At 57.7% G+C, this 24,733-nt stretch carries 23 protein-coding genes; 14 read left to right on the top strand and 9 right to left on the bottom strand.

The annotated features are described in order from the left end of the window. Positions 1–77: 77 nt before the first annotated feature. Genes RTE01_RS04290 through fecE form a run of 4 tightly spaced genes read left to right on the top strand, consistent with a single transcriptional unit; the run spans position 78 to position 3,693 of the window. On the top strand, positions 78–980 hold the full coding sequence (locus RTE01_RS04290) for a Fe(3+) dicitrate ABC transporter substrate-binding protein (RefSeq protein ID WP_134525598.1): 903 nt from the start codon (positions 78–80) through the stop codon (positions 978–980). Further along, positions 977–1,975: an iron-dicitrate ABC transporter permease FecC gene (fecC, locus tag RTE01_RS04285; RefSeq protein ID WP_134525596.1), complete on the top strand. Its 999-nt coding sequence runs from the start codon at positions 977–979 to the stop codon at positions 1,973–1,975. The genes RTE01_RS04290 and fecC overlap by 4 nt, the downstream gene beginning before the upstream one ends. A 2-nt stretch (positions 1,976–1,977) precedes the next feature. Then, positions 1,978–2,925 (top strand): Fe(3+) dicitrate ABC transporter permease subunit FecD, encoded by a 948-nt coding sequence (fecD, locus tag RTE01_RS04280; RefSeq protein WP_227699916.1) that lies wholly within the window; start codon positions 1,978–1,980, stop codon positions 2,923–2,925. Next, positions 2,926–3,693 carry a Fe(3+) dicitrate ABC transporter ATP-binding protein FecE gene (fecE, locus tag RTE01_RS04275; RefSeq protein ID WP_041145035.1) on the top strand — a complete coding sequence of 256 codons (768 nt, stop codon included), beginning with the start codon at positions 2,926–2,928 and terminating at the stop codon, positions 3,691–3,693. 25 nt (positions 3,694–3,718) lie between these two features. Here fecE and fraE read toward each other — a convergent pair whose 3' ends face one another. Beyond that, on the bottom strand, positions 3,719–4,762 hold the full coding sequence (gene fraE, locus RTE01_RS04270; protein WP_076945267.1) for a fructose-asparagine asparaginase: 1,044 nt from the start codon (positions 4,760–4,762) through the stop codon (positions 3,719–3,721). Positions 4,763–5,073: 311 nt separating this feature from the next. On the opposite strand from fraE, the gene RTE01_RS04265 reads away from it, so the two are divergent. Next, entirely contained in the window at positions 5,074–6,273 is a 1,200-nt protein-coding gene (locus RTE01_RS04265) for an HD domain-containing phosphohydrolase (RefSeq protein ID WP_141334722.1), read from the top strand. A gap of 83 nt (positions 6,274–6,356) precedes the next feature. Continuing rightward, positions 6,357–8,141: a diguanylate cyclase gene (locus tag RTE01_RS04260; RefSeq protein ID WP_134525592.1), complete on the top strand. Its 1,785-nt coding sequence runs from the start codon at positions 6,357–6,359 to the stop codon at positions 8,139–8,141. Positions 8,142–8,151: 10 nt separating this feature from the next. On the opposite strand, the gene RTE01_RS04255 is transcribed toward RTE01_RS04260, so the two are convergent. Further along, on the bottom strand, positions 8,152–9,081 hold the full coding sequence (locus RTE01_RS04255) for a LysR family transcriptional regulator (protein WP_134525589.1): 930 nt from the start codon (positions 9,079–9,081) through the stop codon (positions 8,152–8,154). Between the two features lie 133 nt (positions 9,082–9,214). Here RTE01_RS04255 and RTE01_RS04250 point away from each other — a divergent pair, with 133 nt between their 5' ends. After that, positions 9,215–10,270, top strand: a complete 1,056-nt coding sequence (locus RTE01_RS04250; protein ID WP_141334720.1) for an SDR family oxidoreductase — start codon at positions 9,215–9,217, stop codon at positions 10,268–10,270. A 191-nt stretch (positions 10,271–10,461) separates the two neighbouring features. Further along, positions 10,462–10,944, top strand: a complete 483-nt coding sequence (locus tag RTE01_RS04245) for a cold-shock protein (protein WP_041145029.1) — start codon at positions 10,462–10,464, stop codon at positions 10,942–10,944. 150 nt (positions 10,945–11,094) lie between these two features. Here the strand turns inward: RTE01_RS04245 and RTE01_RS04240 are convergent, their stop codons facing one another. Next, complete coding sequence (locus RTE01_RS04240; protein ID WP_141334718.1) at positions 11,095–11,634, bottom strand: DUF2058 domain-containing protein; 540 nt, start codon at positions 11,632–11,634, stop codon at positions 11,095–11,097. A 425-nt stretch (positions 11,635–12,059) separates the two neighbouring features. Between RTE01_RS04240 and RTE01_RS04235 the strand changes: the two genes are divergently transcribed. The 3 genes from RTE01_RS04235 (at position 12,060) to RTE01_RS04225 (ending at position 14,917) form a co-directional block, all read left to right on the top strand. Next, complete coding sequence (locus tag RTE01_RS04235) at positions 12,060–12,593, top strand: glyoxalase superfamily protein (protein WP_227544444.1); 534 nt, start codon at positions 12,060–12,062, stop codon at positions 12,591–12,593. Positions 12,594–12,881: 288 nt separating this feature from the next. Beyond that, positions 12,882–13,859, top strand: a complete 978-nt coding sequence (locus RTE01_RS04230) for a DUF1852 domain-containing protein (protein ID WP_123551241.1) — start codon at positions 12,882–12,884, stop codon at positions 13,857–13,859. A 26-nt stretch (positions 13,860–13,885) separates the two neighbouring features. Further along, a complete protein-coding gene (locus RTE01_RS04225; RefSeq protein ID WP_115193124.1) occupies positions 13,886–14,917 on the top strand; it encodes a methionine synthase in 1,032 nt (343 codons plus the stop codon). Positions 14,918–14,922: 5 nt separating this feature from the next. Here the strand turns inward: RTE01_RS04225 and RTE01_RS04220 are convergent, their stop codons facing one another. From RTE01_RS04220 to RTE01_RS04210, 3 genes are read right to left on the bottom strand one after another with little or no spacing between them, the layout of a single operon-like run. Continuing rightward, positions 14,923–15,786: an efflux RND transporter periplasmic adaptor subunit gene (locus tag RTE01_RS04220; protein WP_041145024.1), complete on the bottom strand. Its 864-nt coding sequence runs from the start codon at positions 15,784–15,786 to the stop codon at positions 14,923–14,925. After that, positions 15,783–15,998 carry a DUF1656 domain-containing protein gene (locus RTE01_RS04215; protein WP_041145023.1) on the bottom strand — a complete coding sequence of 72 codons (216 nt, stop codon included), beginning with the start codon at positions 15,996–15,998 and terminating at the stop codon, positions 15,783–15,785. Before RTE01_RS04215 ends, RTE01_RS04220 begins: the two co-directional genes overlap by 4 nt. After that, the gene (locus RTE01_RS04210) at positions 15,988–18,051 is read right to left on the bottom strand and encodes an FUSC family protein (RefSeq protein ID WP_134525587.1); all 2,064 of its coding nucleotides are present in this window, start codon (positions 18,049–18,051) and stop codon (positions 15,988–15,990) included. The genes RTE01_RS04215 and RTE01_RS04210 overlap by 11 nt, the downstream gene beginning before the upstream one ends. Positions 18,052–18,128: 77 nt before the next feature. On the opposite strand from RTE01_RS04210, the gene RTE01_RS04205 reads away from it, so the two are divergent. Beyond that, complete coding sequence (locus RTE01_RS04205) at positions 18,129–18,923, top strand: AraC family transcriptional regulator (protein WP_076945242.1); 795 nt, start codon at positions 18,129–18,131, stop codon at positions 18,921–18,923. Between the two features lie 119 nt (positions 18,924–19,042). Here the strand turns inward: RTE01_RS04205 and RTE01_RS04200 are convergent, their stop codons facing one another. Then, on the bottom strand, positions 19,043–19,258 hold the full coding sequence (locus tag RTE01_RS04200; protein ID WP_115193125.1) for a hypothetical protein: 216 nt from the start codon (positions 19,256–19,258) through the stop codon (positions 19,043–19,045). A 467-nt stretch (positions 19,259–19,725) separates the two neighbouring features. Here RTE01_RS04200 and iraP point away from each other — a divergent pair, with 467 nt between their 5' ends. Then, complete coding sequence (gene iraP / locus RTE01_RS04195; protein WP_123551480.1) at positions 19,726–20,067, top strand: anti-adapter protein IraP; 342 nt, start codon at positions 19,726–19,728, stop codon at positions 20,065–20,067. Positions 20,068–20,116: 49 nt separating this feature from the next. On the opposite strand, the gene RTE01_RS04190 is transcribed toward iraP, so the two are convergent. Then, positions 20,117–22,291: a TonB-dependent siderophore receptor gene (locus RTE01_RS04190; RefSeq protein ID WP_041145020.1), complete on the bottom strand. Its 2,175-nt coding sequence runs from the start codon at positions 22,289–22,291 to the stop codon at positions 20,117–20,119. An 818-nt stretch (positions 22,292–23,109) separates the two neighbouring features. After that, complete coding sequence (rcnR, locus tag RTE01_RS04185) at positions 23,110–23,382, bottom strand: Ni(II)/Co(II)-binding transcriptional repressor RcnR (protein WP_115193127.1); 273 nt, start codon at positions 23,380–23,382, stop codon at positions 23,110–23,112. A 123-nt stretch (positions 23,383–23,505) separates the two neighbouring features. Between rcnR and RTE01_RS04180 the strand changes: the two genes are divergently transcribed. Beyond that, positions 23,506–24,624 carry a nickel/cobalt efflux protein RcnA gene (locus RTE01_RS04180; RefSeq protein ID WP_134528449.1) on the top strand — a complete coding sequence of 373 codons (1,119 nt, stop codon included), beginning with the start codon at positions 23,506–23,508 and terminating at the stop codon, positions 24,622–24,624. Positions 24,625–24,733 lie beyond the last annotated feature (109 nt).

The following is a 24,733-nucleotide window of genomic DNA, read 5'->3' as shown; positions in this document are numbered from 1 at the left end:
CGCCTCGACCTGAGGCGGCGCTGGAGCTGATTGATATCGGCGGGACGGTTGAAGCGTCCCGCCATTGTGGAGTGAGTATGTTGGCTATTTTACGTCTTGTCTTTGCCGCGCTGCTGGCGCTCGGCGGCCCGGCTTTTGCCATGACGGTCGAGGATCTGCAGGGGCAGTTTACCCTTGATAAAACCCCGCAGCGGATCGTCGTGCTGGAGCTCTCTTTCGCCGATGCGCTGGCGGCGGTTGACCTCAGCCCCGTCGGCATCGCTGACGATAACGACCCCGAGCGCATTCTGCCCGAGGTCCGCGCGCGCCTGAAGCCGTGGCGGTCGGTCGGCACCCGCGCCCAGCCGTCTCTGGAGGCGATTAGCGCCCTGCGCCCGGACCTGATCGTAGCCGATAGCAGCCGCCATCGCGGTATTTATGCCGCCCTGCGGCAAATCGCTCCGGTGCTGCTGCTAAAGTCGCGCAATGAAACCTATGCCGAAAACCTGCAATCGGCGGCCATTATCGGCAAAGTCGTCGGCCAGGACCCGCTTATGCAGCAGCGCCTCGCGCAGCACCGCCGGCGGATGGCCGATTTCGCCGCTCAGCTGCCGGCAGGCGCCAGCGTAGTCTTCGGCACCTCCCGCGAACAGCAGTTCAACCTCCATTCGCGCGATACCTATACCGGCAGCGTGTTGAGCGCGCTGGGGCTGTCGGTTCCGGCGGCTATCGGCGGCGCGCCGATGGCGACGATCGGCCTCGAGCAGCTGCTGGCCATCAACCCGCAGTGGCTGTTTGTGGCCCACTATCGAACGGAAAGCATCGTGCGCAAATGGCAGCAGGACCCGCTATGGCAGATGCTGCAGGCGCAGCAGAAGCAGCAGGTGGCCGCAGTGGACAGCAACAGCTGGGCGCGGATGCGCGGCATGTTTGCCGCCGAACGCATCGCCGCTGATGCGGTTAACATCATTCACCATCGGGCGGTCGACGGGCAGCAATGAAATCATCCCGCTCCGCTCTGCCGATCTGGGGGCTGCCGCTGGTCGGGCTGGCGGGCCTGCTGTGGCTGAGTCTGTTTGGCTTTTCGCCGATCCCCATTGCGCCGCTGGAGGCCCTGCAGGCGCTGCTGGCCCCCAAAAACCCCTCTCTGGCCCAGGCGCTGGTGCTTAATCTGCGCCTGCCGCGTAGCCTGGTGGCGATCGCGCTTGGCGCCAGCCTGGCGCTTTCGGGCGCGCTGCTGCAAATTCTGACCCACAATCCGCTAGCCTCGCCGTCCCTGCTCGGCATCAACAGCGGTGCGGCGCTGGCGATGTCGCTGACCAGCGCTTTCAGCCCGGCGCCGCTGGCGGGCTACTCTCTGGCATTTATTGCCGCCTGCGGCGGCGGCGTCTGCTGGCTGTTGGTGATGGCGGCCGGCGGCGGCTGGCGTCAGGAGCTCGATCGCAGCCGGCTGATCCTCGCCGGGATCGCCCTGTCAGCGCTGTGCATGGCGCTGACCCGCGTCACGCTGCTGCTCGCCGAAGATCGCGCCTACGGCATTTTATACTGGCTGGCCGGGGGCGTTTCGCACGTTCGCTGGCCGGAGTTCTGGCAGCTGTTTCCCTTTGCGGCGTTGATTATCCCCGGCGTGTTTCTGCTGGCGAACGCCCTGAACCTGCTCCACGTCGGCGATAGCACCGCCCACTCGCTGGGAGTAAATATCTCCCGGTTGCGGCTGCTAATCAACGCGGCGGTGCTGCTGCTGACCGGCGCCTGCGTCAGCGTGGCGGGGCCGGTGGCATTTATCGGCCTGCTTGTACCGCACCTCGCGCGGCTATGGGTGGGCCAGGACTGCCGCGTCCTGCTGCCGATGGCGGTGCTGCTGGGGGGCGTATTTATGCTGCTGGCGGATATTCTCGCCCGCGCCCTGGCCTGGCCCGCGGAGCTTCCGGCGGGCGCAGTGCTGGCGCTGGTTGGGGCGCCGTGCTTTGTCTGGCTGGTCAGGAGGCGCGGATGAAAATGCGCATCGCCTGCCTGCTGCTGGCGCTGCTGGCGTTAAACGTTATCTCCCTGCTTATGGGGGCCGTTCCGCTGCCCTGGCGGGCGTTGTTCGAGGGCTGGAACGGCGCCAGCGAGTACCACTACGCGCTGACGCAGTATCGCCTGCCGCGGGTGGTGCTGGCGCAGATCGTCGGCGCCGCGCTGGCGGTCGCCGGGGTGCTGATTCAGGGCCTGGTGCGCAACCCTCTGGCCTCGCCGGATATTCTTGGCATCAACCACGCCGCCAGCCTGGCGTCGGTCGCCACGCTCTATTTTATCCCCTCGCTGTCCGTGCTGTGGCTGCCGCTGGTGGCGTTTAGCGGCGGCATGGCGGCGATGCTGGCGCTGATTGCGCTGGCCGGATTTGCCCGCCCGATGCGTCTGGCGCTCACCGGCGTGGCGCTGTCGGCCTGCTGGGCCAGCCTTACCGACTACCTGCTGCTCTCCCGGCCCCAGGAGATCAACAACGCGCTGCTGTGGCTGACGGGGAGCCTGTGGGCGCGGGACGGTTCATTCGTCGCTATCGCCCTACCCGTTCTGGCGCTCCTGCTGCCGTTAAGCCTGCTGCTCAGCCGCGGCCTGGACTTACTGGCGCTCGGTCATGAGCGGGCCGGGACCCTCGGCGTCAATCTCCGCCAGCTTCAGCGCGGCGGCCTGCTGCTGGCGGTCGCACTCGCTTCGGTGAGCGTCGCCGTCTGCGGCCCAATCGCGTTTATTAGCCTGGTGGTGCCGCACCTCGTGCGCCGCTTAACGGGCGGCAGCCATCGCTACCTGCTGCCCGTTTCGGCGCTGACCGGCGGGCTGGTGCTGCTGTTGGCCGACCTGCTGGCCCGTACGATTCATCCCCCAATGGAGCTGCCGGCGGGCGTATTAACCGCCGTTATCGGCGCGCCATGGTTCATCTGGCTGCTGGTAAGGATACGTTGAATGGAACTAAGAACCGAAAACCTGAGCGCCGGCTATGGCGCAAAGCGCATTATCGACCGGCTGGATCTGACCCTGCCCGGCGGACAGATCAGCGCCCTCCTCGGGCCAAACGGCTGCGGTAAATCGACGCTGCTGAAGTGCTTCTCGCGGCTGCTGGCGCCGACCGCCGGCAAAATATGGCTCGGTGAGCGGCCCCTGCCTAGCTTTAGCCCGCGCCAACTGGCACGGCATCTGGCGCTGCTGCCGCAGCAGCACCACGTTCCGGAGGGGATTAGCGTACGCGAGCTGGTGAGCTACGGCCGCAGCCCGTGGCTGCCGCTGTGGGGACGCCTCAATGCCGACGATCGGCGGATAGTTGACGAAGCGCTCGAGCGTACCGGCATGACGCCGCTCGCCGGGCAGGCGCTGAGCGAGCTGTCCGGGGGGCAGAGGCAGCGGGCGTTTGTGGCGCTGATCCTTACCCAGCAGACGCCACTGGTACTGCTTGATGAGCCGACAACCTGGCTGGATATCAATCATCAGGTGGAGCTGATGAAGCTGATGCGCGAGCTGCAGATGTGCGGAAAGACGGTGGTGACCGTCCTTCACGATCTTAATCAGGCCAGCCGCTACTGCGACCACCTGGTGGTGCTGGAAAGCGGGAAAGTGCGGGCCCAGGGCCTGCCGGAGCAGGTGCTGAGGCCCGCGCTGCTGCGCAGCGTTTTCCAGCTGGAGGCTGAAATCCACCCCGACCCTATCTCACGGCGCCCGATGTGCGTGATGAAATAGTGTACACCTTGCGCTCGCAGGAGAATCAGTAAGTATGGAAGTAGTTCTGAATCACTTCCGGGTTACGCGTTTGCGTCAGGGCGGTCATCAGCAGGATGCGCGCTTTTGCCGGGTTCAGCGAGTCGGCCACCAGCCCAGGCTGGCTATCGTCGGCCGGGACCACGCCGCTGCCGGTGCGGGAGGCGCGTACCACCACGATACCGGCTTTTTGCGCTTTTTCGATCCCAGCGGCGCTGCGCACGGATACCGAACCGGCGCCGGTTCCGGCGTAGACGATGCCGTCAACGTGATGGGCAATCGCCGCATCGTACATATATTCCGGGTCGTCCTGATAGCCGTAGATAATCACCACCTTCGGCAGCGTATTCAGCTGACGAACGTCAAAGACCGAGCGCAGGGTATGAATCTTATCGACGCGCGTTTCAAACTGCGGCTTGCCGCCGACGATAACGCCCAGGTAGCCCTCTTCCGGCGCCTTGAAGGTATCGAGGCTGTTAGCGTTGGTTTTGGTCACAAAGCGTGCGGCGCCGATGCGGTCGTTCAGCACCACCATCACGCCCCGCCCCTTCGCCTCGGGATCGGCGGCGACGGTTACCGCCTCCAGCAGGTTCATCGGGCCATCGGCGCTTATCGCCGTTGCCGGCCGCATCGCCGCCGTCAGCACCACCGGCTTATTGCTTTTCACCGTCAGGTTGAGGAAGTAAGGCGTCTCATCCAGCGTATCGGTACCGTGGGTGATCACCACCCCGTCAACGTCATCCCTGGCCAGCAGCTCATTCACCCGCTTAGAGAGTTTGAGAATAATATCGCTGGTCATATTTTCGCTGCCGATATTCGCCACCTGCTCGCCGTCCACCCGCGCCACCTTGCTCATTTCGGGCACCGCGTTGATCAGGGTCTGGACGCCAATCGCGCCGGCCTTATAGCCGGTGGTTTGGGTATTGCTGGCCGCCGACCCGGCAATGGTTCCGCCGGTGGCGAGGATCACGATATGCGGCAGGCGCGTTTCGCTGGCAGCCAGGGAGCTCATCGTCAGTAACGCAATCGCAAGTAATGCTCTAAAATTCATATTCACTCTTCCCCAAAATAGACATTTATCAAACTGGCGGAGAGTTAATGCAAACGGCTTGCCACTATTTATTTTCTTTTTACGGGCAAAATGGTTAACTATCGGGCAACAAAGGCTTTTTCATTCATTTTTCGCGCAAATTTGGTGCAGCGATGCTCCCAGGACGGGCGCGTCAGACGGTGAAACCGCCGCCGGGCTCACCGTTTATTATTTTTCGTCGTCCCGCTTCAGACGCCTTGCCATTAAATTATCAATACCGTAACGGACATGATCGACCTATTTTATGTGGATATCGCGAAGAGGGAATAACGATGCGTCTCGCCTTAAAATCAGCATTGATGCTTACCACTCGCGTCATACAGACAATCAATCCCGAACTCCACCTGCATATGCAGCGCACGGCGCTGATCGCCCTTGAGCTCTCGCTGGCGCTGCAGCTGCCGCGTCAGCAGCAGCAGACCATCTTTTGCGCCGCGCTGCTGCACGACATCGGCGTGCTGGGCGACAAGCGGATGATTACCTCGCTCAATGCGATAGATAACCTGAACGATCCTCACCAGCATCGGGGGGCGGAAATGCTCAGCGGCCTGACCACCCTCGCGCCCATTCTGCCCATTATTCGCCACCACCACCTCAGCGCGGACTACAAAGGTAGCCTCGACGAGCATATCGTCTGTTTTGCCGACGCCTTCGAACGCCTGCTCTCCGCCAGCGAAGCCAACGCCGAGTATCAGACTGATATTATTATTGATAAATTCCGCGCCCTGCATCAGGAGCTGGATCCGCAGCTGTGCCAGACCCTGTGTCAGCTGGCGAAAAAGGAGCACTTCTGGCTGCATCTTAATCCCGGCCATATTCAGCGGATGCTGGAGATCATCGGCCCGATTAACGATCTGTACATCGATATCGACGGCCTGAAGGATATCTGCCTGCTGATCGCCAAAATCGTCGATACCTACAGCAGCTTCACCGCCAGCCACAGCATTATGGTCGGGGAAATCTCCTGGCAGCTGGCGCGCTATATGGATCTGCCGCCCGAGGAGTGTAAGAAAATCGAGGCTGCCGGCTACCTGCACGATATTGGCAAAATATTTATCCCGCTGGATATTCTGGAAAAACAGGGGGAGCTCGCCCCCGAGGAGCTGCTGCAGGTGCGCGAACATAGCTATATGACCGGCGAACTCCTCAGCGCCTTTAGCGAGCTCGGCGAGATTATTAACTGGGCCGCCAACCATCATGAAAAGCTCGATGGCAGCGGCTATCCGCTGCATCTGAACGCGGATTATCTGCATCTGCCGGACAGAATCATCGCCATCGCCGATATTTTTACCGCGCTGACCGAAAATCGCCCCTATCGTCAGGCAATGGGCTATCAGCAGGCATTACGGCTGATTGAAAACGATGTTATAAATGGCGCGCTGGACGCGAATGTTTTTGCCGTTTTATGCCAGCATGCCGACACGCTTCATCGCGACATCATCGGTAAAAAACGCGATCGGTCACCGCCGTAACCTGCCGGCAGCCTGCGGACAGGACGGGGTTCTATAATAAAAAAATAACGTTATAAATTCATCTGCACGCAAGGAAATTACCGGTGAGAATCGCCACCATGACCAACTGGGCCTACGGTATAACCGTCGCCCTGACCCTCGCCTCAGGCATTGCGATGCTGATGGCCTCAAACGCGGATACTGCCGAACGCCAGGCGGTACAGCAGCGCCAGATTTTCGACCAGCTTACCGAAGAAGTCGAAACCGACACCTGGGAGCTTTCAGACCTCGCGCGGACCTATGTCATCAATAAAAATCCTGACGTTTTAGAGGAGTATCGCCAGCAGGCTCAGGCGACGATCGCTATCGAGCACCGGCTAGGAAAGCTTAAAGATAGCGGCGCGACGCCCCAGGAGCTGGCGCTGCTGCGCGAGGGTTTACGCATTGCCGACGAGCTGCAGGACGAACAGCAGGCGGCGCTGGCTAGCGTTGCCCGCGGCGAAGAGAGAGAGGCTATCGACCTGCTCTACGGCAAGGCCTATGAGCGCGAGCTCGAACGGATTCAGACGCAGATCGACCACTTCCGCCTGCTGCTGGATGGCCGGGCCAGCGGCGCTATTGTGCAGGCCACCGAGAAGTCCCACACCTGGCGCAGCCTCTCCGAGCTGATGGTCGGGCTGACGGCACTGATGTTCCTGTTTGTGCTAGGTTTTATTCTGCAGCGCCGGGTGCTGTACCCGGTTGTACGCCTGAGCGATGTCGTGCAAAGGCTCGCCTCGCAGGATTACGCCGTCGAGGCGCCTAACTTCACCCAGATTGATGAGATTGGCGATATGGCGCAGGCGATCCGCATTTTCCGCGAGAACGGCCTGGCGCGCCAGCGTCTGGAACAGGAGCGCGACGCTGACTGGGCGATCCGCGAGCTGCTGGCGCGGATGACCCAGCGCCTGCAGGGATGCGAGTCTTTCGAGGATGTGATTAAAGTGGCCGAGCTTTTCGCGCCCAACATCGCGCCGGAGATCCCCGGGCGGCTCTATATTCTCGACCTCGATCCCTGGCAGATGCGCTGCGTCGCCAGCTGGCTCTCGCCGCCGGATGAGCCCGAGCTCTTTCATCCCGATGACTGCTGGGCCGTGCGTCGCGGGCTGAGCCATCCTCCGGTCAACGGCGAGCCGGATATCGCCTGCTACCATCTGCCGGAGTCAAGCGCCCAGTGGTCGCTTTGCGTCCCGCTGATTGCCCAGGGAGAAGCCATCGGCCTGCTCTCCTTCAGAAACGTCACGCCGGCCACCGCCCCTTCGCGCGCCTACCTTGAGCTGATGGCCGAAGCGCTGGGCCTGGCGCTGGCGAACCAGCGCCTGCGCAGCGCGCTGCTGGAAAAGGCGCTTTTCGACTCGCTAACCGGGCTGCGCAATCGCCATCACCTTGAAGACGCCCTGCATACCCAGATGAACCTGGCGGCGCGCAACGGCACGCCGCTGAGCTGCCTGATGATCGATATTGATCACTTCAAGGCGATCAACGACAGGTACGGTCACGAGGCGGGCGATCTGGTGATTAAAAACGTGGCGACCATCGTTCAGCGCGCGGTGCGTGATATCGGCATGGCTTTCCGCTACGGCGGGGAAGAGTTTTTAGTCCTGCTCGCCGGGACCAACGAAGAGTCCGCCCTGGCCTGCGCCGAGGATATCTACAACAACGTTCGCAACATGACGCTGCGCTACGGCCTGAGCGAAATGGGTCAGATCGATGTCTCTATCGGGATTGCCAGCTTCCCGCAGCATACGCAAAGCGACAGCCTGCTGCGCGCCGCCGATGCCGCGCTGTACCGGGCAAAAGAGCTCGGCCGCTCGCGGATCGTCAGCTTCGGGATGCTAAAGACCGACTGAATTCAACCCGCTATTTTTCGCGAGGGGCCAGGGACGGGTGCATGGCTATTCCACTGACGTTGCTCATCCCGCTGATAATGGCCTCGGTGAGCATCCGCGCCTTCAGCGGGATAAAGCGTCGGGTAGGATAGAGCGCATACAGCGCGAGTGGCTGCCAGCGGTACTCCGGCAGCACCTGGACCAGCGTTCCCTGTCCCAACTGCCTGGCCACCAGCGGCTGCTGTATGCCGCCAATCCCGGCCCCCGCCTCCAGCGCGGCAATGAGCGAGAAGCTATTGTTGGCGCGAAAGACAGGGTTCAGGCGGACGCTCTCTTTGCCGCCCGCGCCTTGCAGGGTTAGTTCGTCTCCGGCGGCGAGGCCGCTGTAGCGAAGCGTCCGGTGCTGTGCCAGCTCTGACAGCCGCGCCGGCGTCCCCGCCTGCTGCAGATAGTGCGGCGCGGCGACCAGCACGCGCTGAACGTTAGCCAGCCGTCTGACGACCTGGCTGAGACCTGCGGGCTCTCCCAGGCGGATGGCCAGATCGACGCCCTCGCTCACCACATCGGCAAGCCGGTCCTCCAGCGTCAGCTCGACGCTGAGCTGCGGATTCTGCTGCTGAAAGGCGACAACGATCGGCGTCAGAAGATGCTGGCCAATCCCCGTTGGCGCCTGCACGCGCAGCGTTCCGCTAAGTTTCTGCTGCTGCTCAAGCAGCGTCTCTTCCGTTTCGCTCAGCGCATCGAGGATTGGGCGGATCTGCTGATAGTAGCGCTCGCCCGGCACGGTCAGGGTCACCGAGCGGGTGGTGCGCAACAGTAACGCCACCCCGAGGCTCTGCTCGAGGGCCATCACCTGCTGGCTGACCGCCGGCTGGGTCAGCCCGAGGCTGCGGGCCGCGGCCGAGAGATTGCCGGTTTCAGCCACCCGGATAAAAACTTCCATCGCTTTGAGCTTGTTCATCGTCTTCACTTCAAAGATTTTGTTATTAATCTTATTACAAATGCCCCTCTTCTGCCTTCATCCCTAATGAATCATGCTCAGGTTTCACTTTTGACCCGCAATTCCACTTTCGACTCGCAAAGAGGTGCTTAGCATGAAGACTCAACAACATCAGCGTTTGGCCGTGGTTGCCGGCGCCAACGGCGTCGCCGGAAACAAGCTTATTGATGAGCTGGAGCGCTCCGGCTGGCAGGTCATCGGGCTGTCGCGGCGGGGAGGCGCCTCGCGTCCCGGCGTTCGCTACCTGGCGGTGGACCTGCACGATCGCAAGGCGACGATGGCGGCGCTGGCGAGTCTGCCGGTCAGCCATCTGTTTTATGCCGCCTATCAGCATGCCGATAGCTGGGCCGGACTGGTGGAGCCGAACCTCACGATGCTGGATAACGTGCTCAGCGCCGCCGAGCAGTCGCCCCGGCTTGTGCACGTCAGCCTGATGCAGGGCTATAAGGTCTATGGCGCGCATCTTGGCCCGTTTAAGACCCCGGCGCGCGAAAGCGATGCGGGGCATATGCCCCCGGAGTTCAACGTGGCGCAGCAGATGCTGCTGGAAGCGCGTCAGCCGGGAACAAACTGGCACTGGACGGCGTTACGCCCGTCGGTCGTGGGCGGGCTATCCACCGGTAATCCGATGAACCTTGCCCTGTCGCTGGCGGTGTATGCGGCTATCTGCAAGGAGCTCAATATTCCGCTGCGCTTCCCCGGCCGACCGGGCGCCTGGCACAGCCTGATTGAGATGACCGATTCCGGCCTGCTGGCCAGGGCGACGCTGTGGGCGGCCACCAGCGAGGCGGCTGAGAACCAGGCGTTCAACGTCAATAATGGCGATCTGTTCCGCTGGCAGGAGATGTGGCCGCGTATTGCCGCCTGGTTCGATCTGCCGGTCGCCTCGCCTCTGCCGATGTCGCTGCAGGAGGTGATGGCGGATAAAGCGGCCATCTGGCAAAAAATGGCGGCCAAATATCAGCTCAGGGAGAGCAATATCGGCGCCATTACGGGCTGGGAATTCGTCGATTTCGTTTTCAGCTGGGACTACGACATGTTCGCCGATGGCAGCAAAATACGCCGCGCCGGCTTCCATGATTACTGTGAAACCGAGCAGATGTTCTTTCAGCTGTTTACCCAGTTCCGCCAGCTGAAGCTCATTCCCTGAGCGATGTCTGCGCGGGTTAACCCGCGCTGAATGAGCCTGGCCACGGCTCATTCGCCGTTAGCCGGCCGCCGCCTGCTCGCATAGCTGAAATTTATCATCCAGACTTAAAGCAAAGACGTAGTCTGCGCAGGGATTGTGTTTTACACTGCGCGCTGCAAAAACTCAGTAGATAAACGATTAAGTAGGCGGTAATGGCGATGAACGGAACAATCACAACCTGGTTTAAAGATAAAGGCTTTGGATTTATCAAAGATGAAAACGGCGATAACCGTTATTTTCATGTGATTAAGGTCGCCAATCCGGAGCTGATTAAGAAAGATGCGGCGGTGACTTTTGAGCCCACGACCAATAACAAGGGCCTGTCAGCCTATGCGGTGAAGGTGGCCCCGGAAAGCAAATATATCTATATCGCCGGCGAGCGCATTAAGCTCACGTCGATCAAGTCTTACCTGGTCTACAGCGAAGAAGTGCCTGCCGATATCCGCATTGATAAAGAAAATGCGGTGCTCTCCGTGGGGGCGCTGATGGGCAGCATTCGGCCGAAGGCAGCCGCCGAGCCGGGTGAAATGCGCGCGCTGAAAAAGCTGGCGATCACCACCTTCCAGGGGACGACGTTAATCTTCTCGGAAGACGAGATAGACGTCGATGCCACGGTGAAAATGCTCAAAGTCTGAGAACCTGCGAACGGGCCCGCGGCTAAAGCCCCGCCAGCGCATGGCGCAGCGTCCGGGACCAAGGCCGCGTTTTGCAAAAGCTATCCGCACCGCAGAGTGAATGAAAAGTCCGACAGGACTTTTCATCTGAACGCGGCGGCACAGGCAGATTTACCACATCAAATCATCAGGCACTTTGAAGTCGGCGTACGGATCGTCTTCATCCTGCACTTCCTGACTCAGCGCGCTGTTTAAGACAATGCTGTTGGCATCGCGCTGGGCAATTTTATCGGCGACGACGGCGGGGATAATCGCGTATTCGTTCTCGCCGCTGCCCTCAGCAATCAGGCGCGCGATGGCGAGACGGCCGCTAATCAGCTGAGCGTGGGTTGGCTTATCGACCACGATTTTTTTAATTAAGTTGTTATCGGTGAAGTTAAAATCGATATTGCCTCTGGCGACGCTGATTCGGTTCATTTCAATCAGCTGCTTGACCTGCGCTTTATACTCTTTCGATAAGGTGGCCTGCTTTTGCTGTTCGCTCAGCTGCTTATCACGCTCAAGCTGGGTCTTTTTGTTTTCTTCCACCGCCTCTCTGGCCTCACGCGCCTGAACCCGTGATTTTTTAGCCGTTCTTTGGACTTTAGCCATTTTCTTGCTGGTCACCAGACCCGCTTTTAGCATCTGCTCTTGTAAGGTAAGTTTTGTCATTTCCGCTTCTGAACCCGTTGAATAATGCGTGGGATTATACCCGTAATTTTAGCCGATATACCAGGCCACCTGCCCCGTTTGCGAGGGGTTTCCCAAACGGCGCGCCCGAGCAAAAGCGCTCATCCGCGTTAAGCCGCTTAAGAACCTACGGGCAGCGATAAGCGGTACGCCAGCGATCGGCGACGGTCGGACGAAGAAACCGACGCCCGCTGTTAGCGCTTTTTTCATTCAGGGATAGCGGCCTGGCGCAGGGCTTGCGTCATTGACCCTCATTATATATTTTAATCCCTGGCCCGTGCTGCCCGCCGCTCGCTTCCGGAAGGAAAAGGTGAAAGCACATCATTGACCCACGTTGCTTAGCTCACATCTTGTGACGATCGGGGTTTGGTAATGCGAGCGCCAAAATGCCCTGACGACAGGAGAAAATGATGTTTTCGATCGAGCAGGCAAAGCTTATGGCAACCAAACTGCGCAACTCCCTTGAGTCGCGCAACGTCACCCTCCCCCACTCTTCCGCGCTTGAAATTGTGGCGCAGCAGCTGGGCTATAAGGACTGGAATACGGCAGCGGCAAGGTTAGATCCGCCAGCGGCGCCCGCTGCGGTCTCATTTGAAAAAAGCATCCCCATTTTACGCATGTTTGACGAGCGTAAAGCGCGCGAATTCTACGTCGATTTCCTCGCCTTCAGCGTTGAATTTGAGCATCGTTTCGCGCCAGACCTCCCCCTTTATCTCGGGATCGGCCGAAACGGCCTGCAGATTCACCTCTCTGAACATCACGGAGACGCCAGCCCGGGAGCGACAATTTTCATACCGATGCGCAACATTGAATTATTCAGGGATGAGTTAAGGCACAAGAATTACGGCTACGGGCGGCCGGAAATCGTGCACCAGGCGTGGGGAAAAACCCTCGAGGTTCACGATCCCTTTGGCAACAGGCTGCGCTTCTGCGAAAGCTAATCCCCGCCAAAACCTCCGCGCAGCGCCCTTCCCCCATCGGTTGATGGGGGAAATCCTCCACTCAAGGGCCGTGCACAACGCCGACGCATTCTGCTGTTTCCCGGATCATGAAGATAGCTCATGTTGTAATGAAATTAAGTCGCTTTCGCTCATCTAACGCCTCTGGCATAAATACACAATATTAACTTATTGACAACATGAACAGCGGCGGACGAAAAGACCAGCCGCTGCTGGAAAATCACCACGCAAATTCAGTTTTCATGTTAGAACCAGGGATACCAGATCGCGATGAATAAAGACTTTACGTTTACGGTTAAGCGCACGCTTTTCGATGAAAACTATAATCCTTCTGAAAATACGCGTATTACCACCAACTTCGCGAATTTAGCCCGCGGGAAAGAGCGGCAGCAGAATTTGCGCAACACGCTGGTGATGATTGACAATCGTTTTAATACGCTGGCGCATTGGGATAACCCTAAAGGCGATCGCTATGCTGTCGAACTTGAAATTATTTCTGTTGAAATGAAGCTCGAAGCCAATGGCGAAACCTTCCCGGCGATCGAAATTTTAAAACCCAATATTATTGATAAAAAGACCCAGCAGCGCCTTGACGGTATTGCGGGGAATAATTTCTCATCCTACGTGCGAGATTATGACTTTAGCGTCGTGCTGTTAGAGCACAATAAGAACCAGGCGCAGTTTAGCATCCCGGACAACTTCGGCGTGCTGCACGGCAATATATTTAAAAACTTTGTTAGCTCCAGCGAATATAAAGAGAACTTTAAAAAACCGCCGGTCATCTGCTTAAGCATTTCAAGTAAGGATACCTACCAGCGAACCGGCAACCAGCATCCGGTATTAGGTATCGAATACCAGCAAAACGGATCGTCTTTGACCGAAGAGTATTTCGGAAAAATGGGCTTAACGGTTCGCTATTTCATGCCTAAAAATAGCGCGGCGCCTTTGGCCTTTTATTTCACCGGGGATCTGCTGAGTGATTACACCGACCTTGAGCTGATCGCCACCATCAGCACCATGGAGACATTCCAGAAAATTTACCGCCCGGAGATTTACAACGCCAACTCCGCAGCAGGGCAATACTATCAGCCCAACCTGAATCACCAGGATCATTCATTGACCAAAATCGTTTATGACCGGGAAGAGCGTAGCCGGCTGGCTATTGAGCAGGGAAAATTTACCGAAGAGCATTTCATCAAACCATACCAGAATATTCTTGCGCAATGGTCTGCTAGCTGCCCTCTTTGATTAATAGAAAATAAAGGTCATCCATTATGAAAACGTTATTACCGACTTCAACCGCCGGCAGCTTACCGAAACCTTCCTGGCTTGCGCAGCCCGAGACCCTGTGGTCGCCGTGGAAACTGCACAACGAGGAGCTCGTCGAGGGCAAACAGGATGCGCTGCGCCTCTCCCTGGATGATCAGCTTCGTGCGGGGATCGATATCGTCAGCGACGGCGAACAAACCCGTCAGCACTTTGTCACCACGTTTATTGAGCACCTCAGCGGCGTTGATTTTGAGAAACGCGAGGTGGTTAAAATACGTAACCGCTACGACGCCAGCGTTCCGACGGTTGTTGGCGCCGTGGCGCGTCAAAAGCCCGTTTTCGTCGAAGATGCGCGCTTTTTGCGCCAGCTCACCAGTCAGCCGATTAAATGGGCCCTGCCGGGGCCGATGACGATGATCGATACGCTTTACGATAACCACTATAAAAGCCGCGAAAAACTCGCCTGGGAATTCGCAAAAATTCTCAATCAGGAAGCAAAAGAGCTGGAGGCGGCCGGCGTCGATATCATTCAGTTTGATGAGCCCGCCTTTAACGTCTTTTTTGACGAGGTGAATGACTGGGGGATCGCCGCTTTAGAGAGAGCCGTCGAAGGGCTGAAATGTGAAACGGCGGTACATATCTGCTATGGATACGGCATCAAGGCCAACACCGACTGGAAAAAGACCCTGGGCTCAGAGTGGCGGCAATACGAAGAAGCGTTCCCCAAACTGCAAACCTCTAATATTGATATCATCTCGCTGGAGTGCCACAACTCGCGCGTGCCGATGGATCTGCTCGAACTGATCCGCGGTAAAAAAGTGATGGTCGGGGCCATCGACGTGGCAACCAATACCATCGAGACGGCAGAGGAAGTCGCCGCTACCCTGCGAAAAGCGCTGCAGTTTGTCGATGCCGACAAGCTCTACCCTTCGACCAACTGCGGCATGGCTCCCCTCTCTCGCCGGGTAGCCACGGGTAAACTCAACGCCTTAAGCGCGGGCGCGGAGATTATTCGCCGCGAGCTCGCAAACAGGTAGTCTCGTTACGGGGTGATGGCGATACTCGCCGACAGCCCGGCGACCAGCTCAACCCCTGCCGGTAGCCTGTCTATATGGATACGTACCGGCACCCGCTGCGCAAGCCGCACCCAGCTGAAGGTCGGGTTTACCTCCGGTAGACCCAGCCCGCCGGTTTCATCATTACTGTCGCCGATGCCGTGTCCGATACTCTCAACGTGGCCGGCGATGGTCGCTTCAAATCCCATCAGCGCGATCTGCGCGCTGTTGCCCACCCGAATATGGCGCAGCTTCGTCTCCTCAAAATAGCCCACTACCCAGAAACTCTGCGCATCGATAACGGCAACGGTGGTCACTCCGGCGGTGGCGTAATCGCCGGGACGCAGCCTGAGATGGGTGACGTAGCCGGCGACCGGCGCCCGAACCGTAGCATGGGCCAGGTTGAGCTGCGCCAGCTCCAGCGCCGCCAGCGCGCCGTGATAGTTCGCCGCCGCGACGTTCGCCGCGCTGCCCGTTTGCTGTAAATCCTCCTTCGAAATCACGCTGCTGAGCTGCGCGCGCCTGCGGGCGGCGTCCTGACGCATCGACATCTCATGGCGCCTGGCTTCAACTTCGGCCTCGGCGCTGGCTACCGCCAGCTTCAGCCAGTGCGGATCGATGGTATAGAGCACATCGCCCCGATTGACCCACTGATTATCCCTCACCGCCACGCCGTTCACCGGCCCGGAAACATCCGGCGCAATCCGCACCACATCCGCGCGCACCCGGCCATCCCGGGTCCAGGGTCTCTGGGCATAATGCTTCCACATCATGAAAGCCAGAATGGATGCCGCCGCGACCGCAATAAGCGTCAGCGCGTAGCGGCTCAGGAGAGACAGAAATGACTTCATGCTAATAACCCCAGCGCGTTCAGTCCCTGCAGCAGCAGGAAAAAGGTGAAAATATAGGTCGAGAGCCCAATCAGCGGACGACAGGGCAAACTGCGGTATAGCCTGCTGAAGGCGAAAAGCGCCACCAGCAGCAGCGTGCACAGCAGGGTCACCAGCGCGACCACCAGCAGACCGGGAACGAAGACTCCGCCAAAATTAACGTCACTCATCATCGGATGACTTCCTGTTTTGTTCACTTAAGGCACAGTGCAGATCGACAAGCTCGTCCGTCAGCCGACGCGATAGGCCATCCGTCGCCGGCGCATAGCGCTCCGCTATGGCCAGGATCCGCTGGCGTAAGACGGCGGCCTCTTCCCCACGGGCCAGCAGGGAAAATAGCGCGTTAATCTCTTTCGCCGCCTCGCTCCCCATCTGAAGACGCAGGTGGCGTAACCGCATCACGCAGAGCCCCACGCGCAGATGGTGCAGCATGTGGTTGAGCGCCTGCCCCGACGATTGCCGGCTTCGCGGCAGGCGCGGCAGCAGGAGCGCCGTGCGGTCAATCATCAGATTCGTCCACTGCGCCTCATCCGGCGCAAACGTCCCCTTCAGGCTGCGCCTGACGTCGCGGCGGCAAATGCGCAGCAGGCGATTGATGGCGGAGTCTGCCTGCACCGTTTGCAGCACGCCCATGCTCGCTACGGCAAAACCGGTGGCGGCAAACAGGGCGATGGCCGTGTTGATCGCCACCGCGAAGTCGCCGCTATAGTGAGGGCCCAGCTCGCATAAAATGGGCAGCGTCAGCGTAATCCCCATGGCCATAAACGTGGTGGGCGGCCGCGCCTGCAGCGAGCCGGCCAGCAAATAGACCGGGGCCAGCGCCGCAACCAGCACGCTGAAATCGGTAATCTGGGGGAGAAGCACGAAGCTGTAGAGCAGGCTGGCCGCCACGCCATAGGCCGAGCCGACGATATACTTAACGATATGGGGCGCCGGAGTATCGAAACTGCCAAACAGCGTGCAGCAGACTCCGAGAATGGAAACCGCCGTGCCGCCATCGGGCCAGGCAGAGTCAATCCATACCGCGCAGCCGCTCGCTATTATCGTGAAAGCGCCCAACGCGGTACGCGCAGCCGACAGGCCGTCGCGGTGGAAAACGTAGCCTTTTACCGCCCTGCCTTCGGCCGCTATTTGCGCGGGCTGCGCATGGCGGATGGCGTCAGCGAGTCGCTCGCACTGCTGCAGCAGGATGATTGCCTGCTGAAGGTGACGAGCCAGGCTCACCTGCTGGTGTCGGGCAAACGTCTGCGCATCGGCCGCGAGCCGCGCCGTGAGGCGTGCGCTGCGTTCTGCCAGCGCGTCTCCCGCTATTTTCCGCGGCCCCGCCTCCTCCCAGGTCAGCCATGTTTTGACCTCCTCCAGCAGCCGCTGCAGATCGCCCGGAATGGCGCCGTTCATCTGCAGGCGATCGCGTAATTCGCAGCTGACCACCAGCAGCTGCGCCAGCCGGTCATGGATCGCTTTTCGGCCGTTGCGGGCAAGTCCCGGGATCGCAAAGTCATAGGGGAGATGGTGATTGACGCCCTGCAGGAACTGCAGCGCCAGCGCCAGCTGCAGGCTACCCGCGGCCTCATCGGGTTTACCCGTTAGCGCGTGGGCGAGGGTCTGGCGCACGGCGCGCAGCGTATCCGCAACCTTGCTGTTAAACACTCCGGAGAGCCGCTTTGGCAAAACGTACCTGTGGACCAGCGCTGCACAGAAGATGCCGATGGTGATTTCCTGCACCCGGGTGATGGCGACATCAAAAATGGCGCCGGGATCGAGCACCGCGGGAAAGCCGATCAGGCTGGCGGTGTAGCCGGCTAATACATACGCATAGGCGCGGGGCGTGCGCTCAAGCAGCGACAGGTAAAGACAGAAGGTGATCCAGCCGGCGAGCACCGCGCTGCAGACCAGCGGCATATTAACAAAGGCCGGCACGATCAGTACGGTCGCCCCGGCGCCGGCTATCGTGCCGATCAGGCGATAGACGCACCGGCTCAGCGACGCGCCCACCGACGTTTGCGACACAATGTAGACGGTAATAATGGCCCAGGAGGGCCTTTCCAGGCCGATGGATAAGGCGAGGTAATATGCCAGCATCGCGGCCGCAAAACTTCTCGCGGAATAGAGCAGAGCGCCGGCATCGCTCAGGAGGCCGGGCGAGGAGAGTAGCGCCCCCGCACGACGGAAGACCACGCTTTTAGCCCGCAGCAGGCGGGAGGGACAATCGTTTATTTGGCTCATGCCGGCAATTATTACCGGGTTGCGCATCTCATTAAATACTATATTCTGTCAAAAAATACCTAAATACTGCCAATACGATGCCGTCCCAATACGCCACCACATTCTTTGACCCGGACGCCGCAGGATCGCCGGCGGTCGCCCGGCAGCTTGATTTCGTTGATTACGCCGCGGAAGTGCCGGTCCACACCCACCGTAAGGGGCAGCTGATTATCGCGCTTTACGGCGCCGTTATCTGTCGCGCGGAGAACAACCTGTGGATCGTCCCACCCGACTGCGCCGTGTGGATCCCCGGCGGCGTCCCTCATAGCGCTAAAGCCACGTGGAACGCGCATCTCAACTATTTATTCATTGAGCCCGGCGCCGCGGCGCTGCCGGAACGCTGCTGTACCCTGGCGGTATCCGGGCTGATCAAAGAGCTGGTCGAGCGCTTAACCCGCGAGGAGGTCGGCTATTCGGCAGACAGCCACGCCGCCAGGCTGACCCGAGTAACGCTCGATGAGCTGGCCGCCATGCCGCAGCAGAACTTCAGCCTGCCGGTCTCGGCGAATGCCAAAATACGCGCCATGGCCGATGCGCTGGTGAGCCATCCGGAGGATCGCAGCACGCTGCAGGAGTGGGCGAAGCGGCTAGCGCTCAGCGAGCGCTCGCTGGCGCGGCTGATGCAGCGCGAGACGGGCTTAACCTTCGGGCGTTGGCGCCAGCAGCTGCACCTGATTATTGCGCTACGGGAGCTGGCCAGCGGCACCTCCGTGCAGAACGTCGCGGCTCAATTGGGCTATGAGTCCGTGAATGCCTTCATCACCATGTTCAGAAAAATGATGGGCAGTACCCCGGCGCACTATTTCGCCGAGCGTAAAACCGCGGCTTCCTGACCGCGCAGGTGAATGAACGTGCGTTCACGGCGATATTTTAACCTCCGCATTTGGGGCAGGAAATTCCGCTCCTTGCTCGCTCAGCGCTCGGCTAAAAATAGGTTCAGCAATCTGCGGAATTAACGACGGACGCTATTGTCTTTAATGCAGTGCCCGTCATTGCAGCTCAGCGCATCGGCGGTGGCGACAGGATGTTTGGTGTTATCGCCGGTGACGGCAGCGGCGGCAACGGGGTGGTCGGACTTAGCCACAATGGTGGTGCGGGCGACGGGATGATTAGCAAAGGCAGGAAGCGCGACGGTAGCGAAGGCCAGGGCCAGAATGATTTTTTTCATCGTATTATCTCTATTAAGTTGGCCTGATATTATCAGCGCCGGACGTTGTTGAAACTTATTAATAAAAAATATCTTATTGTTATTTTCAGGTCAGAACAACCGCATTGATAAAGTTTATTTTTACACATCACCGCAGCGCTAAAATTATTTAAAATTAAACAAAATAGGCATTATTAAGGCATGAGGATAAATAACAGCCGCACCATCTTAATATAAACACGCACTTCTCTGCTTGATTCTCTTTTTTCAGATGACGTATGCTCGCGTACCGACCCCGGTGAACGCTGGTTGAGGATATCCGCATCGGGAAAACGGCCCGTGTTGTGACAACATGGCGACAAGATCGCAGCCCTGCTAACACTGAAGATATTTTTTCTGGCATATTTATGTGCTATGGGTATTTCGCCGCACCAACAACGAAGATAGCCATCGGCAACCCCGTTTATCTTATTGATTTGAGGAGTATCATGAACAATGTCATTCTCAGCATAATCGCGAAAATCTCTTCTATGGACGCAGAAAGCAAACAGCTTGCTGCTCAGGTTGAAGCACAGTCATTACTTATCAGCGCCTTAATGCTGGCCATCGGCAAGGAAGGCGGCGTATCAGAACTGGTAGGCAGCGTTTCTAAGGCGATAAATTCCGTTCTTGAATCGTCCGAAGAGGTTCTGAAAACGGACGCTGAGCTTCTGTTGACCAAATTCCAGGAGCAAATCGCGCTGACGCAGCTGATCAGCACGCATGGCGAGGAGATACACCCGGAAGCGACGGACGGTTCCTCCCCCTCTTCCGATCCGCGCCCTGATTGAGCCGGCAGCGATAAAAACAATGAGGGCGGCCTGAAGACCGCCCCGTTGATTAAAACGACATGGTTACGCCGGCGTAATAAGCGCGACCCGGTTCGTTATAGGTTGAAGCCCCCGCGTTCTCACGGTAGATCTGCTTATCAAACAGGTTGTTGATACCCGCATTGGCGCGCAGATTCCTGGTAATATCGTAGTTAACGTTCAGGCCAACGATGGAATAAGGACTAATTTCACGTTGTGAAAGGCCGTTATTGTTTTCAAGGGACGTTTCCGCATACTGGCGCGGTTTCTGCCGACCATATTGCGTCCAGTTAACGTTCGCGCTCAGATCTTCAGTGGCCTGCCATTCCAGCTGGGAGTTGATGGTAAATTCCGGGATCACCGACAGCGGATTGCCGGTCTTCTTGCTTTCAGAACGGAACATGTAGGTGGCGTTAGAGCGCCACTCCAGCGTATCGGCAATCAGAGGAATGGTCAGGTTACCTTCCAGCCCTTCAACGATAGCTTTACCGCCATTCTCCCACTGCAGCACGTTATAGGCGCCGTTGCTGTAAATAGCCGAAGTGCCAGAGACGATTTTATTTTTGTAGTCATTGCGGAAGTAGGTAATACCCGCGGCATAGCCCGCATGACTGAATTCCAGACCCACCTCTTTGTTCACGCTAATTTCAGGGTCGAGATTGTCGTTACCCAGTAAATAACATTGACTGAGGCCAATCGGGCAGCCGTTGCCGCGCGTAGAAAGCAGGTAGCCCGGCGTTGACTGATAAAGATTAGGCGCTTTGAACGCGCGGGCGATACCGGCTTTCATGGTGAAATATTCCCCCAGCCCCTGCGAAATATTCAGGCCTGGGCTCCAGTTAGCGCCGAAATTATCGTGATAATCAAAGCGCAGCCCCGGAATCACCTCGGTGCTGTCGGTCGCGGCAATATTATCCTCGAAATAGAGTGAGCTAATCGTGGCCGAGTTTTCACTGCTGCGCTGGGACGGATCGCCTGAGCTACCCGGTAAATAGAGGTTAGTACTCGACGACTGCATGGAGGCGGGATCGTTGAGCTCATCGCGGTTCCACTCCGCGCCGAGGGTCACCGTTTGATCGACCAGCAGCTGCAGCGGGAAGCTGACCTCCCCGCCCGCCCGATAGCTTTCCAGCCGGCTGGTTGAGTAGACATCGCTGTTGATCATCCCTTCCGTACTGCCGCCGGTGCCCTCTTTTAAACGGGTGTTATTGGTCTTTTCATAGTTAAAGTTAAGTCTGGACGTCCCCCAATCCCAAATACCGTTGTGAGTGATGCCATAGTTTTGACGGTATAAGCGGTTGGTTTCATCGCCATAGAGCGACTCTACTAAGCCACCAGCGCTGCTATTACTGTTGCTGTTTTGCGTATCGCCCGCGTAGATATTGCCCTGACGGCTATAGCCATAGGAGAAATCAACGATCTGGGCCGGGGTGATTTTCCAGGAGAGCACGCCGCTGATATCTTTATTACGCACGCCTTCGCGACCCGCAGCATAGGAACCGTTTTGTGCGGTATTGATGTCATAGGCATCGGCATCGGTGCGGTTGATATTGCCATACAGACGCATCGTTAGCGCGTCACCCGCCAGCGGGCCGCTGAGGTTGAAGTTAGCGCGTCGGGTGTCACCTTCTTTGCTGCTTTCCGGCTGATTGGTGAAGAGGGAGAGCGAGCCATGCCAGTCATTGGTGGGGCGTTTAGTAATAATATTGACCACGCCGCCCGCAGCGCCAGAACCATAGCGGGCCGCTGCCGGGCCGCGAATCACCTCAATACGTTCCACCATTTCTGCCGGCACCCAGTTGGTATCGCCGCGAGAGTCGCGTTCGCCGCGCCAGCTGTAGCGCACGGAGTTGCGAGAGCTCACCGGCACGCCGTCAATCAGCACCAGGGTGTTTTCCGGGCCCATGCCGCGGATGTCGATTTGCCGATTGTTACCGCGGCTGCCGCTGGCGCCATTGCCGGTCAGGTTCACACCCGGCATTTTGCGGATGATGTCGGCAAGATCGTTAACAGGAGGGCTTTTTTGAATATCTTCTTCGGTGATAATTGACACACCGGGCTGCTGTTTGAGCACCTGTTCGGCGGTGACGAGCATCGTTTCGTCGTCAGCCAATTTCTCCGTGGCTTCTTGTGCAAAAACGGGTGAGCTGAGCAAGCCGGCCAAAAACAGCGCAATTGGGCGCTTTTTATCTAAAGTTACATTCACTTAAATAATCCCCAGAAGAGTTAATATTTGTAAGTAAATGCTTATGATAATGAGAGTGATTCTCATTGTATACACGCCGAAATAGATCCTCCTTTTTTTCTACATTATTTGATGGCTTTGCGGTTTATATGTAAATAAACGTAAGGCCATCGATAGAGGAACAAAGAAATAGATATTGGAAAATACTCAACCACCAAACACTCATTAATATTCTTATAAATCATAGTAATGAAAACAGTAATAACGCACCGCAATTATCTGGCTTTTGGTTCCTCTCCGCCGCTATGCCAAAAAGAGCTGCAGTTAATGAGCGAAAATTGAGGAGAAACCGTGCAGAAGATCATACAAAGCTTTACATTGAGCGCCATTATTTCGCCAATACTTGCCCCTCATCAACGCTCGACGCGGGCCGCCCGATTACGCCGTAATACCCAGCAGATAAATGAGTTAAATCTTATGCTGTGGCCCTGCCCTGACCAATGTGCTCCAGTCTCAATCAGACGTTGACGCCGAGGGCCGCCCGCTCGAATAACCGTTCACGATTCTGGATATAACGATCAGTATTAATTTTGAATTAAGTACTAACTGAAGGGGAATTCCGGGTCGGGTTACAGAGAGGATCGTGCGAAATTATTAGTGCCTGGTTTCAAGCGCCAAAATGGCTACCCGATTGCTGATTTCAACATATTGCATGGAGTGGCTTCGATGGCGCCGGAGGGTGATTTAAGGTGCAACAGTCACCCATACGCTGACCGCTTCAGTTTATCGCCCAGGCAGCCTGATTAATCTACAACGCGGGTGAGTGTCAGGTAATTGATTTATTTAATATAAGAGTCTAAAACTTTCAGCACTACGTCTAAATCACCCTCACGTTTTGCTTCACTCTCTTCATGAACAATGTGTTCGCTCAGATGGCCTTTAATAACCTCACGCATCAAGCCATTGACTGCTCCACGAATGGCGGCAATTTGCTGTAGTACGGCAGCGCATTCATGAGGTTCATCGAGCATTTTTTTTAGCGCAATGACCTGTCCCTGGATTTTACTGGCCCGGGCCTTAAGTTTCTGTTTATCACGAATAGTGTGTGACATGCTGCCCTCTTAAAAGCTGTAAATTATTAGAGATTATATCATTGTCGTTCTACTGGGGGGTAGTATTTGGTACTGGGGGGGAGTAGAATTCCCGTCACGTATTCTACTATGTCGATCATCCTCATGTTTGAATTCACAACGCTTTTGCAGCAGGGCAATGCCTGGATCTTCATCCCCAGCGCGATCCTTCTCGGTGCCATGCACGGCCTGGAGCCCGGTCACTCAAAAACGATGATGGCGGCTTTTATCATCGCTATCCGCGGCACGGTGAAGCAGGCCGTTATGCTGGGCCTCGCCGCCACGCTTTCGCATACGGTAATAGTCTGGATGATTGCGGCAGGCGGCATGTATATAAGCCGCAAATTCACCGCTGAATCGGCTGAACCCTGGTTTCAGCTCATTTCTGCCGTCATCATTCTGGGCACTGCGGCCTGGATGTTCTGGCGCACCTGGCGCGGAGAGCGCCTGTGGCAACGGGAGCAGGAAGAAGAGCATACGCACGGCCATCATCATCATGCCGAAACGCGGATTATTGATACCGGCCACGGTCGAGTTGAACTCTCTATTTTTGCAGAAGGACAGTTAGCGCGCTGGCGTTTGCGCACCCTGAGCGGACGCAGCTGGCAAACGCGGGATGTGTCACTGGAGACAAACCGGGGGCAAGGCACTTCCTCGCAGGTTTTCGATTTTGTCGACATGGACGGTTTCATGGAGTCCACAAAGACTATCCCTGAACCGCACAGCTTTGATGTTCGTCTGACGCTGGGCCATCGCGGCCATGTTCATGACTACGACCTGACATTCCATGAGCACCATCACGATCGTTCGGCGCTGGCAGGAGTGGATGCATCATCACAGGAGTACCAGGATGCACATGAAAAAGCGCACGCCAACGACATTGCAAAACGTTTTGCCAACCGGAATGTGACCACGGGTCAGATAATCCTCTTTGGTCTGACGGGCGGACTGATCCCGTGCCCGGCGGCCATCACCGTGCTTCTGCTTTGCATCCAGGTGAAAGAATTTTCGCTCGGCGCGGCGCTGGTTTTATGCTTCAGCGTCGGTCTGGCGATCACCCTGGTCACGGTCGGTGCTACTGCGGCATACAGCGTGCGGCAGGCGACAAAACGCTGGAGTGGTCTTGATACGCTGGCGCGACGTGCTCCCTATTTTTCCTGCGTGTTGATTGCTCTGGTGGGGATTTATATGGGCTATCACGGCTGGACCGGCGTCATGCAGTAACTCGCTGAAGACTCTCTCCAGACCCGCTTTGCAATTCGACCTGAGCATGTGCTTGCTGAGGTCGAATATTCGGACCCTGCCCTTGATGATTAAGACAGATAAGCGGTTG

This window comes from Klebsiella terrigena (genome assembly GCF_006539725.1).
GTDB lineage: Bacteria > Pseudomonadota > Gammaproteobacteria > Enterobacterales > Enterobacteriaceae > Klebsiella > Klebsiella terrigena.
The sequence above is the reverse complement of the archived record's forward strand: the minus strand, read 5'-3'. Positions and strand labels throughout refer to the sequence as shown.